Origin of the sequence: Actinocorallia libanotica (assembly GCF_039525175.1) — a bacterium.
Classification (GTDB): domain Bacteria; phylum Actinomycetota; class Actinomycetes; order Streptosporangiales; family Streptosporangiaceae; genus Actinocorallia; species Actinocorallia libanotica.
In genome coordinates, this window is record NZ_BAAAHH010000025.1 from 18,067 (window position 1) to 31,092 (window position 13,026).

The 13,026-nt window shown below is 70.8% G+C and carries 14 protein-coding genes; 5 read left to right on the top strand and 9 right to left on the bottom strand.

From position 1 onward, the window contains the following. Window positions 1–40: 40 nt before the first annotated feature. Both ABD140_RS26305 and ABD140_RS26310 read left to right on the top strand, forming a co-directional pair. Window positions 41–472, top strand: coding sequence for a hypothetical protein (locus ABD140_RS26305; RefSeq protein ID WP_344243657.1), 432 nt, complete (start codon window positions 41–43; stop codon window positions 470–472). Next, the gene (locus tag ABD140_RS26310) at window positions 469–798 is read left to right on the top strand and encodes a winged helix-turn-helix domain-containing protein (protein WP_344243659.1); all 330 of its coding nucleotides are present in this window, start codon (window positions 469–471) and stop codon (window positions 796–798) included. Before ABD140_RS26305 ends, ABD140_RS26310 begins: the two co-directional genes overlap by 4 nt. A 3-nt stretch (window positions 799–801) precedes the next feature. Here ABD140_RS26310 and ABD140_RS26315 read toward each other — a convergent pair whose 3' ends face one another. Beyond that, entirely contained in the window at window positions 802–1,758 is a 957-nt protein-coding gene (locus tag ABD140_RS26315; RefSeq protein WP_344243660.1) for a helix-turn-helix transcriptional regulator, read from the bottom strand. A gap of 63 nt (window positions 1,759–1,821) precedes the next feature. On the opposite strand from ABD140_RS26315, the gene ABD140_RS26320 reads away from it, so the two are divergent. Further along, window positions 1,822–2,967, top strand: a complete 1,146-nt coding sequence (locus tag ABD140_RS26320; RefSeq protein WP_344243661.1) for an epoxide hydrolase family protein — start codon at window positions 1,822–1,824, stop codon at window positions 2,965–2,967. 67 nt (window positions 2,968–3,034) lie between these two features. Here the strand turns inward: ABD140_RS26320 and ABD140_RS26325 are convergent, their stop codons facing one another. Genes ABD140_RS26325 through ABD140_RS26335 form a run of 3 tightly spaced genes read right to left on the bottom strand, consistent with a single transcriptional unit; the run spans window position 3,035 to window position 5,420 of the window. Beyond that, complete coding sequence (locus tag ABD140_RS26325; RefSeq protein ID WP_344243662.1) at window positions 3,035–3,808, bottom strand: ABC transporter permease; 774 nt, start codon at window positions 3,806–3,808, stop codon at window positions 3,035–3,037. Then, complete coding sequence (locus tag ABD140_RS26330) at window positions 3,805–4,743, bottom strand: ATP-binding cassette domain-containing protein (RefSeq protein WP_344243663.1); 939 nt, start codon at window positions 4,741–4,743, stop codon at window positions 3,805–3,807. The genes ABD140_RS26325 and ABD140_RS26330 overlap by 4 nt, the downstream gene beginning before the upstream one ends. 17 nt (window positions 4,744–4,760) lie before the next feature. Further along, complete coding sequence (locus ABD140_RS26335) at window positions 4,761–5,420, bottom strand: DUF4097 family beta strand repeat-containing protein (protein ID WP_344243664.1); 660 nt, start codon at window positions 5,418–5,420, stop codon at window positions 4,761–4,763. Between the two features lie 222 nt (window positions 5,421–5,642). Here ABD140_RS26335 and ABD140_RS26340 point away from each other — a divergent pair, with 222 nt between their 5' ends. After that, complete coding sequence (locus ABD140_RS26340; RefSeq protein ID WP_344243775.1) at window positions 5,643–6,410, top strand: GbsR/MarR family transcriptional regulator; 768 nt, start codon at window positions 5,643–5,645, stop codon at window positions 6,408–6,410. A gap of 70 nt (window positions 6,411–6,480) precedes the next feature. Here the strand turns inward: ABD140_RS26340 and ABD140_RS26345 are convergent, their stop codons facing one another. The 5 genes from ABD140_RS26345 to ABD140_RS26365 form a co-directional block, all read right to left on the bottom strand. Further along, the gene (locus tag ABD140_RS26345) at window positions 6,481–7,005 is read right to left on the bottom strand and encodes a DUF6790 family protein (RefSeq protein WP_344243665.1); all 525 of its coding nucleotides are present in this window, start codon (window positions 7,003–7,005) and stop codon (window positions 6,481–6,483) included. 263 nt (window positions 7,006–7,268) lie between these two features. Further along, entirely contained in the window at window positions 7,269–8,879 is a 1,611-nt protein-coding gene (locus tag ABD140_RS26350; protein ID WP_344243666.1) for a fatty acyl-CoA synthetase, read from the bottom strand. A gap of 286 nt (window positions 8,880–9,165) precedes the next feature. Beyond that, window positions 9,166–10,002: a VIT1/CCC1 transporter family protein gene (locus ABD140_RS26355; RefSeq protein ID WP_344243667.1), complete on the bottom strand. Its 837-nt coding sequence runs from the start codon at window positions 10,000–10,002 to the stop codon at window positions 9,166–9,168. Window positions 10,003–10,550: 548 nt separating this feature from the next. Further along, complete coding sequence (locus tag ABD140_RS26360) at window positions 10,551–10,967, bottom strand: VOC family protein (RefSeq protein ID WP_344243668.1); 417 nt, start codon at window positions 10,965–10,967, stop codon at window positions 10,551–10,553. Window positions 10,968–10,984: 17 nt separating this feature from the next. Next, window positions 10,985–12,130: a serine hydrolase domain-containing protein gene (locus tag ABD140_RS26365; protein WP_344243669.1), complete on the bottom strand. Its 1,146-nt coding sequence runs from the start codon at window positions 12,128–12,130 to the stop codon at window positions 10,985–10,987. Between the two features lie 117 nt (window positions 12,131–12,247). Between ABD140_RS26365 and ABD140_RS26370 the strand changes: the two genes are divergently transcribed. Further along, a complete protein-coding gene (locus tag ABD140_RS26370) occupies window positions 12,248–12,754 on the top strand; it encodes a DinB family protein (protein ID WP_344243670.1) in 507 nt (168 codons plus the stop codon). The last annotated feature ends 272 nt before the right edge of the window (window positions 12,755–13,026 follow it).

A 13,026-nucleotide genomic window follows, 5' to 3' on the forward strand; every position in this document is an offset into this window, starting at 1 on the left:
TTACCATCGAAGTACTTCCGCTGAGCAGAGGAGTGTTTCGATGGCCAACGACGAGCAGGTCGCCGCGGCTCAGGCCGCGCTTCGGGTCGCCGCGCGGTCCAAGGCCGCCGCACGGGAGCGGCCCGCGGCGCCGGGGTGGTACGCGCCGGCGCGGGGGTTGCTGTTCATGGCGGGTTTCGGGCTGGTGTTCGGGCCTTGGGCGCGGCCGTGGCTGATCGCCGGGCTGGTCGCGATGACGGCGTTCGTTCTCGTGCACGGGGCGGTGGTGAACCTCGGCGGGGTCGTCGTCATGCCCAAGAGGACGGGTGAGGAGTGGCTGATCGATCAGGTCGGGCCGCTGTTCGTGTACGGTCTCGGATGGCTGGCCGCGATTCCGTTCGGGCATGCCGCGGGCGCGGTCACCGCCGCGGTGCTGGGCGGTGCGGCGTTGTGGGCGGCCACCGCGTGGCAGGAGAACCGGAGGCGGTCATGAAGGGTCGTCCCAGCGCACGACCCGTCCTCCATGAGGAGATCCACCATCCGACGCGGCTGGGCATCATGGCTTTCCTGTCCGGCTGCCTCGAAGCCGAGTTCGGTGCGGTGCGCGACCACGCGCAGGTCTCCGACGCGAGCATCAGCAGGATCGTCTCGGCGCTCCAGGACGCCGGGTACGTCAAGGTCCGCAAGGGCTACGTCGGGAAACGTCCGCGCACCTGGCTCTCGCTGACCCCGGACGGCCGCACCGCGCTGACCGAGCACCTGGCCGCCCTCCAGGCCATCGCAGACTCCGCCCACCAGGCCGGCGCCGACATCCGCTGACCGTCACCGTCCGGCCGACGCCGCACGGAGGCGGTCGGCCATGACGCCGATGCGCTCGACCAGTTCCGGCGGCTCGTGCGCCTCGAATCCGATGTCCATCAGGGTGACCCACACGATGATCTCGTCGAGGTCGTTCGAGCCGCACCGCAGGACGCAGGTCCGCGCGTCGACGGGCTCGACCGCTCCTCTCGTCGGCGGCATGAGTCCGGCCACGGTCTCCGCGGGGGCGTGCATGGTGAAGCGCGCCTGGTAGCGGTAGGGGGCGCTGGAGATCGCGCGGGACGTGTAGGCGGCGAGGTCCTCGTCGGGCGGGTCGCGGGGGACGAAGCGCGGCCCGTTCGGGGTCTTCAGGTGCAGCCGGTCGACCCGGTACGTCCGCCAGTCCTCCTTGTCGGTGTCCCAGCCCACGAGGTACCAGCGGCGTCCCGAGTGCACGAGCCGGTGGGGCTCGACCGAACGGCGGCTCTCCTGACCGGCGTGGGAGCGGTAGTCGAAGCGCAGTCCCTCGTGGTCGCGGCAGGCCGCGGCGATGGCGGTCAGCACGTCGGGGTCGACCGGCGCCGCGGCCACCGCCATGGGCACGGTCATCGACTGCAGTGCGTGGACGCGGTGCCGCAGCCGTGAGGGCAGGACCCGTTCGAGCTTCGCGAGCGCCCGTACGGACGTCTCCTCGATCCCGGCGACGGTGCCTCCGGCGGCCGTCCGCAGCCCCACCGCGACCGCGACCGCCTCGTCGTCGTCGAGCAGCAGCGGAGGCAGGTCGGATCCGGCGCCCAGCCGGTATCCCGGCGCGCCGGCCGTGGCGTGCACGGGGTAGCCCAGTTCCCGCAACCGGTCCACGTCCCGCCGTACGGTCCGCGTCGTGACGCCGAGCCGTTCCGCCAGATCCGTGCCGGACCAGTCCCGATGGGCCTGCAGGAGGGACAGCAGTTTGAGGAGTCGAGCCGAGGTCTCCAACATGTCTGCATTCTCGCCGACTACCTAGGACTGAAGTCGTCCTAGCAGATACCTAGTGTTCAGGGCATGGCGAAAATCAATCCCTTCCGCATCGACATCCCGCAGGCCGACCTCGACGACCTCCGCGAGCGGCTGGCCCGCACCCGCTGGCCGGACGAGCTGCCCGGAACCGGCTGGTCGTACGGCGTTCCGTCGTCGTACGCCAGGGAGCTGGCCGAGTACTGGCGGACGGGATACGACTGGCGGAAGCAGGAGGCGGCGCTCAACGAGTACCCGCAGTTCACCACCGAGATCGACGGGCAGAACATCCACTTCCTGCACGTGCGCTCTCCCGAGCCGGACGCGCTGCCGCTGATCCTCACGCACGGCTGGCCCGGTTCGATCGCCGAGTTCATGAAGGTCATCGGCCCGCTGACCGATCCCCGCGCCCACGGCGGCGATCCGGCCGACGCCTTCCACGTGGTGGCGCCCTCCCTCCCCGGGTTCGGGTTCTCCGGTCCCACCCGCGAGACCGGCTGGACCTTGAACCGGGTGGCCCGCGCCTGGGCCGAACTGATGAGCCGCCTGGGCTACGACCGGTACGGCGCCCAGGGCGGCGACAGCGGTTCGGTGATCTCCCCCGCGCTCGGCCGTGTCGCCCCCGAGCACGTCGTCGGCGTCCACGTCAACGGCGCCCTGGGCTTCCCGACCTTCGCCCCCGACGAGATGGCGGGCCTCACCGAGGCGGAGCGGACCAGGCTGGCCTCCTACTCGGACCAGGACGGCACGGGCTACGCCGTCCTCCAGTCCACCCGCCCGCAGACGCTCGCCTTCGGCCTGCACGATTCCCCCGTCGCCCAGATGTCCTGGATCGTGGAGAAGTTCAAGGAGTGGACCGACCCCGCCCACGAGCTCCCCGAAGACGCCGTGGACCGCGATCAGATGCTCACCGACATCACCATCTACTGGCTCACCGGCACCGCGGCCTCCTCCGCCCGCCTCTACAAGGAGACAGCGGCCGACTGGGGCGGGCCGGTCGAGAAGTCCGATGTCCCCGCCGGGGTGGCGGTCTTCCCGCACGACGCCGGAGTCCGCCGCGTCGCCGAACGCGAGCACAACGTGATCCACTGGTCGGAGTTCGACCGGGGCGGCCACTTCGCCGCGATGGAGGCACCCGACCTGCTGGTCGCCGACGTTCGCGCCTTCTTCCGGCTGGTCCGCACCTCCGGCTGATCCCGCACCAACGGCTCAGGGCCGTCGGACCGGTTGGTCCGACGGCCCTGTCCGGCCGGTTCACGGTTCACGCCTTGTTGAAGATGCTCTTGGCCCAGAGGTAGGAGACGGCGGCGATGCCGGCGCACCAGGCGGTGGCGATGGCGGCGCTGTCGCCGATCGGGGTGCCGAGGAGGAGGCCGCGGACGGTCTCCATGATCGGGGTGAAGGGCTGGTACTCGGCGAACCAGCGCAGGACGGTGGGCATGGAGTCGGTGGGGACGAAGCCGCTGCCGAGGAAGGGCAGCAGGATCAGCGGCATGGGGGCGTTGCTGGCGGCCTCGGGGGTGGGGGACTTCATGCCGAGGGCGACGGCCAGCCAGGTGATGGCCACGACGAACAGGGTGAGCAGCCCGGCGGCGGCCAGCCACTCCAGGGCGGTGGCGTTCGGGTCGAAGCCGATGGCCAGCGCGACGCCGATCAGGACGGCCATGCCGAGGAGCTGCTGGACCACGGCGCCGACGACGTGGCCGGTGAGGACCGAGGCCCGCCAGATCCGCATGGTGCGGAAGCGGGCGATGATGCCCTCGGTCATGTCGGTGGCGACCATGACGGCGGTCCCGGTCGCGGCCGTGGCCACCGCCATGAGCAGGATGCCGGGGACGACGTAGTCGACGTAGGTGCCGCGGCCGCCGCCTAGCCCGGCGCCGAGGGTGCCGCCGAAGACGTAGACGAACAGGAGCAGGAGGATGACGGGTGTGATGACCAGCTGCACGGTCATGGACGGGTAGCGGAGCAGGGCCTTGAGCTGGCGCCGGATCATGGTGGAGGAGTCGCGCACGGCGAAGGCGAGGGTGCTCATCGGGTGTTCTCCTTCTGCTGGCCGGTGAGGGTGAGGAAGACGTCGTCGAGGTCGGGGGTGTGGACGCTCATCTCGGCGACGTCGATCGAGCGTTCGTCCAGGAGGGCGAGCAGCTCGCGGACCGCGCGGACGCTGCCGTCGCTCGGCACCTGGAGGGTGAGCGCCTCGGGGTCGGCGACCCCCGCGCCGAGGGCGTTGCGGGCGGTGCCGAGCAGGTGCGCGTCGGCGAAGGTGAGCTCGATGTGGCCGCCGGGGATGAGCCGCTTGAGCTCCTCGGCGGTGCCCTCGGCGATCAGCCGCCCGCCGTCGAGGAGGGCGATGCGGTCGGCGAGCTCGTCCGCCTCCTCCAGGTACTGGGTGGTGAGGAAGATGGTGACGCCGTCCCGGACGAGCTCGCGGACGATCTGCCACATGGAGCGGCGGCTGCGCGGGTCGAGGCCGGTGGTCGGCTCGTCCAGGAAGATCAGCCGCGGGTCGCCGACCAGGGTCATCGCCAGGTCGAGCCGGCGCTGCATGCCGCCGGAGTAGGTGCCGGCCGGCTTCCCGGCGGCGTCGACCAGGTCGAACCGCTCCAGCAGCTCGGCGGCCCTGCGCCTGCCGTCCTTGCGGGACAGGTGCCTGAGGTCGGCCATGAGGAGCAGGTTCTCCTCGCCGGTGAGCAGCTTGTCGACGGCCGAGTACTGGCCGGTGACGCCGATCGCACCCCGCACGTCGTCCGGCCTGCGGGCCAGATCGTGCCCGGCGACCTGGACGGTGCCGCCGTCGGCCGGGATCAGGGTGGACAGGATCTGGACGGTGGTGGTCTTGCCCGCGCCGTTCGGGCCGAGCAGGGAGAAGATCGTTCCTTCGGGGACGGTCAGGTCGACGCCGTCGAGCACGACCTTGTCACCGTAGGACTTGCGCAGCCCGTTCGCCGCGATGGCCGGGATCGTCATGGGGGGACTCCTTCGATTCAGAGGCTGCGGGCGGTGATGTCGCCCTGGGCGGTGGTGGCGTGGAGGTCGAGCTCGGTGGCGCCGTCGTTCTTGAGGGCGTTGGTGATGCGGCCGTGGTCGGTGCCGGCGTCCAGGGAGGCCGAGACGCCGGCGGCGGCGCCGACCGAGATGTCGCCGGACAGGGTGCGGAGCACGACCTTGCCGCGCACGGCCTCGGCGATCCGGATGTCTCCCCTGCTGACGCCGATCTCCGCGGGGCCGCCCAGCCGGCCGATCTCGACGTCGCCGTCGCTCACGGTGAGGCGGGCGCTCGCCGCCTCGTCGATCTTGATCTGGCTCTGCGCGCTCTCGAAGACGATGTCGCCGAGCCGTCCGACGACCCGGAACTCGGCGCCGGCCGCCTTCGCCTCGACGTGGGAGCCGGCGGGCAGCTGGACGGTCACCTCGACGGATCCGGAGGGGCCGAGGACCTGGTTCTTCACCGTGGCCGTGATCCGCAGGACGCCGTCGGCGTACTCGACCTTCGTCTGCTCCGCGGCCTTCACGTCGCGGCCCTTCGAGGCGTCCGCGGGCAGGACCTCGACCGTGGTGTCGGCGCGGTCGGCGGCGATGAACCGGATGCGCCCCGCGGGGATGTCGAGGACGGCGGTGATGGGGGCGGAGGTGTCGAACTGCATCTTGTTCTCCTGTGGCTCGTTGTTTCGAACAATGGAAAAGCTACGTTGCGTTCGAGGAGTTGGCAACATGCTTGTTGCATTGGATTTGCATATGCGCAGGTAGAAGCGTCGATATCGTTGCAATCGGTATCGAAGCTAATGCAACGATCATGGGGGGTTCGTTGCAATGAACTGAGGATGAACGCTATGCTGGCGGCATTGGGGAACATCGAGGAGGTTGCGATGCCGGGAGGCAGGCTCACCCAGCAGGAACGTCAGCAGATCGCGTTGGGGCTGGCCGACGGCCTTCCCTACGCGGAGATCGCCAGGCGCATCGACCGTCCGACCTCGACGGTCACGCGCGAGGTGATGCGCAACGGAGGCCCCGCCGGCTACCGCGCCGACCTGGCGCACCGCGCCACCGAGCGCCGCACCCAGCGGCGCAGGCAGGCCGCGCCCCGGGACGCGCAGGCGTCCGCGCGGGCCGACGGCCGCGACGCCGAGGCCGTGCGCGCGTACGAGGAGTCGTTCGCCACCGTCCTCATACAGTCGGGCATGCCGAAGATGATGGCCCGGGTGCAGGCCAGCATCTCCCTCACCGACGAGGGCAGCCTCACCGCGGCCGAACTCGCCCGGCGCCTCCAGGTCAGCCCGGCGTCCATCTCCAAGGCGATCGCGTTCCTCGAGGGCCAGGGCTTCGTCCGCCGGGAACGCGACGAACGCCGCCGCGAGCGCTACGTCGTCGACGACGACATCTGGTACGAGTCGACGATGGCCAGCGCCCGGGCGCTCCTCCAGATCGTCGAGACCGCACGGCAGGGAGTCGAGGTCCTCGGCCGCGGCACCCCGGCCGCCGCCCGCCTCGAGAACATCGCCCGCTTCCTCGACTTCGTCAGCGAGAGCAACGCCCGCGCCGCCGAGCAGGCCCGCGAGGTCCTCCACATGAAGCCCGGAGGATCTTCGGACGGCACCGCCGCGGACACCGCCGAGCCGGGTCCGGAACGCGCCTGACCGGTCACCCCGACGGCCGGGGGCGCGGAACCGTGCGCGGTGCCGCCGGCCGTCTGCGGTGGACCGGTGATCAACCGGCGCGGCGCGACGTCCATCGGCCGGCGGGAGGGACCGCGTCTCCGTTTCGTCTGCGGGAGACCGCGTAGAGGATCCAGGCGAAGGTGGGGAGGATGAAGTCCAGCCACAGGGGCGCGCCTATGTTGTCGGGCCTGGTGTTGTTCTCGGCGAGCCAGTAGTAGAGGTGGCCGAATCCGTCGCCGTAGAACTGGATGGACAGGACGATGATGACCGCCAGCCAGAAGTCGCCGCGGAAGCGGACGCACAGGAGCCCGGCTATGCCTATGGACAGGTCGCCCATCGCGTTCTCGAACTGGAATCCGCCGTTGCCCCGGGTGTAGCCGATCTTCTCGGCGACCGCGGGGCCGTCGAAGAGGTGGGCGGCGGCGCCTATGGTCGTGCCGACTCCCACGGCGACGACCAGCCACCACACCAGGAAGATGTCGACCGCGGTGGCGGGGCCCGCGTCGCGGCGGCGCAGACGCCAGTGGATCGCGGCGCCGATGAGGGCGAGGACCGCCACCACGAGGACCTGCATCTTCGCTCCCGCCTGTCACTTTCCGGTGATGATCACCTTACTTTCCGTGATGTCGGCGCCGGTGGCCAGGGGTCCGCACTTCGGGCGATCGCCTTGGAGGCGGACGGGCTCCGGGAGATCCGCCTCGGCCCGGTGAGCGATGATCCGGAGGGGCTGCCGGCCGCTACCGCCCGCAAGGCCGGTCCGGTCGCGGCTTTGCCGCACTGGCGTTGAGCGGGTCCCGGAGGTCTCCGCAGCGGGAACCGGGAGGTTCCCGCTGCGCTCTAGGCGTCTTCCGCGGCGAGTCCGGCGTGCTGGACGCGGAGGTCCTTCTTGAGGATCTTGCCGCTGGGGTTCTTGGGGAGGGCGTCGGTGAAGACGACGTACTTGGGGCGTTTGTAGGAGGCGAGGATCTCGCGGGCGTGGGCGTGGACGGCCTCGGGGGTGAGGCCGGCGCCGGGCTTGGGGACGATGACGGCGGTGACGGCCTCGATCCAGCGGGGGTGGCCGATGCCGAAGACCGCCGCCTCGGCCACGCCTTCGAGCCGGTAGAGGGCCTCTTCGACCTCGCGGGAGGCGACGTTCTCGCCGCCGGTCTTGATCATGTCCTTCTTGCGGTCGACGACGGTCAGGTACCCGTCGGCGTCGATGACACCGAGGTCGCCGGAGTGGAACCAGCCGTTGCGGAAGGCCTCGGCGGTCTTGGCCTCGTCGTTGTAGTAGCCCAGGGAGGCGTGGGGGCTGCGGTGCACGATCTCGCCGACCTCGCCGGGCGGCAGCGGACGGTCCTCGTCGTCGACGACGCGGGTCTCGACGTTGAGGGCGGCGCGGCCCGCCGAACCGGCGTGCGGGAGCTGCTCGTGCGGGCGGAGGATGGTGGCGAGCGGCGACATCTCGGTCTGGCCGTAGAAGTTCCACAACCGCACGTCGGGAAGGCGCTCCCGCAGTTCGCGCAGGATCTCGACGGGCATCGGGGACGCGCCGTAGTAGCCCTTGCGCAGACTCGACAGGTCGCGGGTGTCGAAGTCGGGGTGGCGCAGCAGCGAGATCCACACCGTCGGGGGGCAGAACAGCTTGGTGGCCTTCTCGGCCTCGATCGCGGCGAGCAGCGCGGCCGGCTCGGGCGAGGGAAGGACGACGCTGGTGGCGCCCAGGTAGACGTCGACGGAGAAGAAGCAGTCGAGCTGCGCGCAGTGGTACATCGGCAGCGCGTGGACCTCGACGTCGTCGGCGCTCATCCCCCCGTCGATCGCGCACGAGACGTACTGTCCGATCAGCGAACGGCTGGACAGCAGCACACCTTTGGGCCGCGACTCCGTACCGGAGGTGTACATCAGCCGCAGCGGATCATCGTCATCGACCAGGACCTCAACGGGCGTCTCGTCCCCGCCGTCGATCCAGGAGTCGACGTCCTCCCACCCTTCACCCGCCGCATCCGGGCCGCCCGCCGGCCCGATCTTGCCGCGCACCCCGCCGGAAAGCCCCGAGAGAGCGATCGCCTCATCCGCCGTAGGCACGAGCGCGCCCTCGGCGACCATCCCGCTCGCCTCCGAATGGGCGAGAATGTACGCGACCTCCGCCGCACCGAGCATGAAGTTGACCGGCACCAGCACGACGCCCAGCCGCGCCGTCGCGAAGACCAGCACGGCGAACTGCCACGAGTTGTGGCTCAACAGCGCCAGCCGATCCCCTTTGCCCATCCCTCGCGCCTTGAGCGCGTTGGCGCACCGCGTCACCGCCAGATCGAACCCGGCGAACCCCACCCGCCGCCCATCCGCGACGACCGCCGTCTTCTCCGGATACCGTGCCGCCGTCCGACGCAGCAGATCTCCCACCGCATGCCGCCGCGCCCCGGCGATCAACTCTGCCGTCCCGGGGGTGAATTGTCGCTCCATGCGCTGATCCTCCCCACCAGAGCACAGCCCTAACGCCCACCCCGAACGACATTCTCCCCCGCCCGCCACCACAGCCCGAGCCCTCGAACGACGGGACGTTGCGCTGCCTGTTCCTCAGCGGATGGACGGTTGTTCCCCACCGGGCGGCCGAATGGGTGCTGTGTCTGTTTCGGCTCGGGCGGACGCAGGCGGGGAAGGTTGGCCGGGCTTGGGGGTCGTGGCACGGCTGCTCGAAGGGCCGCCTTTCGGCGGGCCTTCGAGGGGCGGGTGTCGGGAGCGGTGGGGGTTACACGAGTCCGGTCGTGCCGAGGAGGGAGCCGGTCAGGTAGGTGGCGGCCAGGGCCAGGGCGCCGCCTGCGGTCACCCGGGTGGCGGCGCGGAGCCAGGAGCCGCCGCCGATCAGGGCGGCGAGGGCGCCTGCGAGGGCCAGGCCGGCGAGGGTGGCGGCGAAGGCCGTCGGGACGCGCAGGTGCGGGGCGGGCAGGAGGATCGCCAGGAGGGGCAGGACGGCGCCGATCACGAAGGCGGTGAACGAGGCGATCGCGGCGTGCCAGGGGCTGGTGACGTCGTCGAGGTCGAGGTTGTGCCGTTCGCGCAGCTGGGCGTCCAGGGGGTCGTGCTCGTACAGCTCGCGCGCCACCTGGCGGGCGGTCTTGGCGGAGAGGCCGCGGTCCTCGTAGGAGCGGACCAGGGCCTGCAGCTCGGTGTCGGGATCGGCGGACAGGGCGCGGCGCTCGGCCTCGATGAGGTGGCGCTGGCTGTCGCGCTGGCTGTGGACGGAGACGTACTCGCCGAGCGCCATCGACACGGCGCCGCCGATCGAGGCGGCGAGCCCGGCCAGCAGGATCGGCTGGGTGGCGGAGGTCGCCCCGGCGACGCCGACGACGACGGCCGCGGTCGACACGATGCCGTCGTTGGCGCCCAGCACACCCGCACGCAGGGCGTTGAGCCTCCGCTCAAGGCCACCGGTACGCCTCTCGGAACCGTCCTCCCGCGACTCCGCCCCCTCCACACGCGCCCGGGAACCCTCCGTACGGGACGGGGCGGCGTACGTGCGGGATTCGGTCAGGGTGGTGATCTCGGTGGTCTCAGGACGGTCCTTGAGTGTGGCGGACTCCCTCATGATCTCTGTGGATCCCCTTCATGGAACTCCGGACGGGTCGTCCGGCGGCGCCCGGATGTCGCGGCGCTGGAATATGCGATAACGGTGTTCGGTGTCGTGCGGGCGGAAGGCCTCCGGCGGGTCCGGGTGTTCTTCCGGCGCCGCCGGCCATCAGTGATGACAACATTCTTCCCCTGTGCCTCATTCCCTTTCGCATGTGACGTCGGATACGTGTTCGAGGGTAAGGCAAGGCTGCCCTAAATTGCTTTCGCGGGACTCTCCGTCCGGCTGGAGAGCCCTGCTCGGCATGGGGTTGAAGCCCTCGGGCCGCGCGGGCTCCGAGATGTGCCGTCTGCTTTTCCCGGGCGCTTCTCAAGGAAGATCAACTCCTCTCTCATGGCGAGAGGAGAAAGTGGTCGCGGTCGATTGATCCGAAGCGGCCAATGGCTCCGAAAGGGGAGCTGATGAATTGCTTGCGCGCGTTTTATCGGCGCTTGGCGACGACACCGACGCGGCAGGGCGCATCGGCGGATGCCGACCGGGATCCCGTCAGTGGGCGGGGCCCGGGTTCACCGGGGCGAGTGGCCCACCTCCTGGATGAGGAAGCCGTTGCCGTCGGGGTCGTCGATGGAGAGGTAGGAGCCGTAGTCGGCACGGTCGGGCGCGGGGCCGGGACGGCGGTCGCCGTCCGCGAAGTGGAAGATCTCGCTGACGGGGGCGTCGCGGGAGGTGAGGTCGGCGTGGGCGGCTTCGATGTCGGTGACGACGAGGTGGAGGCCCTGGACGGAGCCGGGGGCGGCCTGGGTGATGCCCTTCCCGATGGCGAGGGAGCAGGACGAGCTGAACGGGGTGAACTGGACGATGCGGAAGTCCTCGCCGCGCTGGACGTCCAGGTCCAGGGTGAACCCGAGCTTCTCGGCGTAGAAGGCCTTGGTGCGGTCGACGTCCGTGACGGGGACGAGGACGAGTTGCAGCTTGTATTCCATGGGGGGGCTCCTGCGGTTCAGGCGTCGAGGGCGTGGTGGAGGGCGGACAGGAAGGCGTCGAACAGCGGGGCGGGCGGGGGGAGGCACTGGGTGAGCAGGACGGCGGCGGCGTCATGGTCGGGGAAGGAGTACCAGAGGGTGCCCAGGCCGCCGGCCCAGCCGTAACGGCGGATGGGCGCGCCACTGCCGTGGTGGGAGGCGACCTCCAGGCCGTAGCCCCACCCGCTGTCCTGGAGGAGCGCCCGGACGGTGGGGGAACGGGGCGGGGAACCGAGGTGGTCGGTGGTCATGGTCGCGACGGACGCCGGGGAGAGCAGGCGGGTGCCGTCGTCGGCCCTGCCTCCGGCGAGCAGCATCCGGGCGAAGCGCAGGTAGTCGGCGGCGGTGGAGACCAGGCCGCCGCGCGCGTCGGGGAAGGCCGGCGCGGCGTTCCAGCGGCTGTCGTCGGTTCCGTCGAACGTGACGAGCCGGTCCTGCTCGTCGCGGGTGAGGCAGGGGATCAGGCGGTCTCCGGCGTGCGCGGGGACGGCGAAGCCGGTGTCGGCCATGCCCAGGGGCTGGAGAAGGCGGTCGCGGAGCAGGACGTCGAGGGGCTGCCGGGCGGCGCGGGAGAGGAGGACGCCCAGGACGCCGAAGGCCAGGTCATACGCCCATTCCGTACCGGGCTGGTACATCAGGGGCAGCCGGGCGAAACGGGCGATCCACTCGTCGGGGGTGAGCGGGGAGGCCGGATCGGGCGGCCCGATCCCGAGGCCGAGGGACGCCGCCTCCGCCAGGACGGGGCACGGCCCGTCGAAGTACAGGCCGAACCCCATCCGCATCGTGAGCAGGTCGTCCACGGTGATCGGCCGCTCGGCGGGCACGGTGTCGTCGAGGGCCGCGTCAGGCCGCCGCAGGACGCGCCGGTCCGCCAGTTCCGGGATCCACCGTTCGATCCCGTCGTCCGTCGCCAGCACACCGTCCTCGACCAGCGTCAGGGTCAGCGCGGCCAGCAACGGCTTCGTCATGGACGAGAGGCGCACCACCGCGTCGCCGCGGATCTCGCCCACGGCCGCGACCTGCGTCTCCCCGCCCGACGCGACCGCCACCACGGCACCGGGCACGGCCCCGGCGGCGACATGCGCACCGACCGTGCTCCGCAGCAGATCTCCATCGATCACCATGCCCCGAAGCTACCGAGGGGGTGTGACAGAACACGCTGTGTGCGATGCAGGGGCGCGCTCCGGCGAAGGCGAGGAAATGCATGGACAGGTTCGGGGGACGGCGGTGAGGATCCGTGCATGAGTGAAGAGCGGCGGTATGAGCGGCCTTGGGCGGCGGACGAGCGGTCGACACTGGTCGGCTTCCTGGAGTTCCAACGGGACACGCTGGCCTTGAAGTGCGCGGGGTTGACGGACGAGCAGCTCCGGCGCAAGGAGATCCCGCCTTCGGATCTGTCGCTGCTGGGGCTGGTGCGGCACCTGGCGGAGGTCGAGCGCGGCTGGTTCCGGAACGTGATCGCGGGGGACGGCGTGCGGTTGCGGTGGGGAACGGGGTCGCCGAGGGCCTCGGGCTTCGACGTCGAGGGCGCCGACGTGGACGAGGCCTTCGCGGTGTGGCGGGAGGAGTGCGCGAGTTCCAGGGCGATCGCGGCGGCCGCCGAGTCCCTCGACGTCACCGGTGTGCACCATACGGGTCGCGTCTTCTCGCTCCGGTACGTCCTCACGCACATGATCGAGGAGTACGCGCGGCACAACGGCCACGCCGATCTGCTGCGCGAGCGCATCGACGGGTCCACCGGCGAGTAGGCGCACCGCACGCTCCCCGCCTCGCGACGCCGGTGCCGCACGTGGCGGGCCGCGCGTCGTGATCGCGTCCCCTTGGACGGCCACGCGGACCGGGGGGATATGTCGGTTTTCAGCCTCGGCCGGGAAGGTTCCCTTTTCGGCGTCACGGTTGTGAGTCGGGTGGGTGAGGATCTGGTTGATTCTGGGGGGATCGCCAGGGAAGGTGCAGCAGTGGACGAGTAGTGTTTTCGATCTGCTCGTTAGTGCTTGTCGGGGTATGGGGGCATACTCCC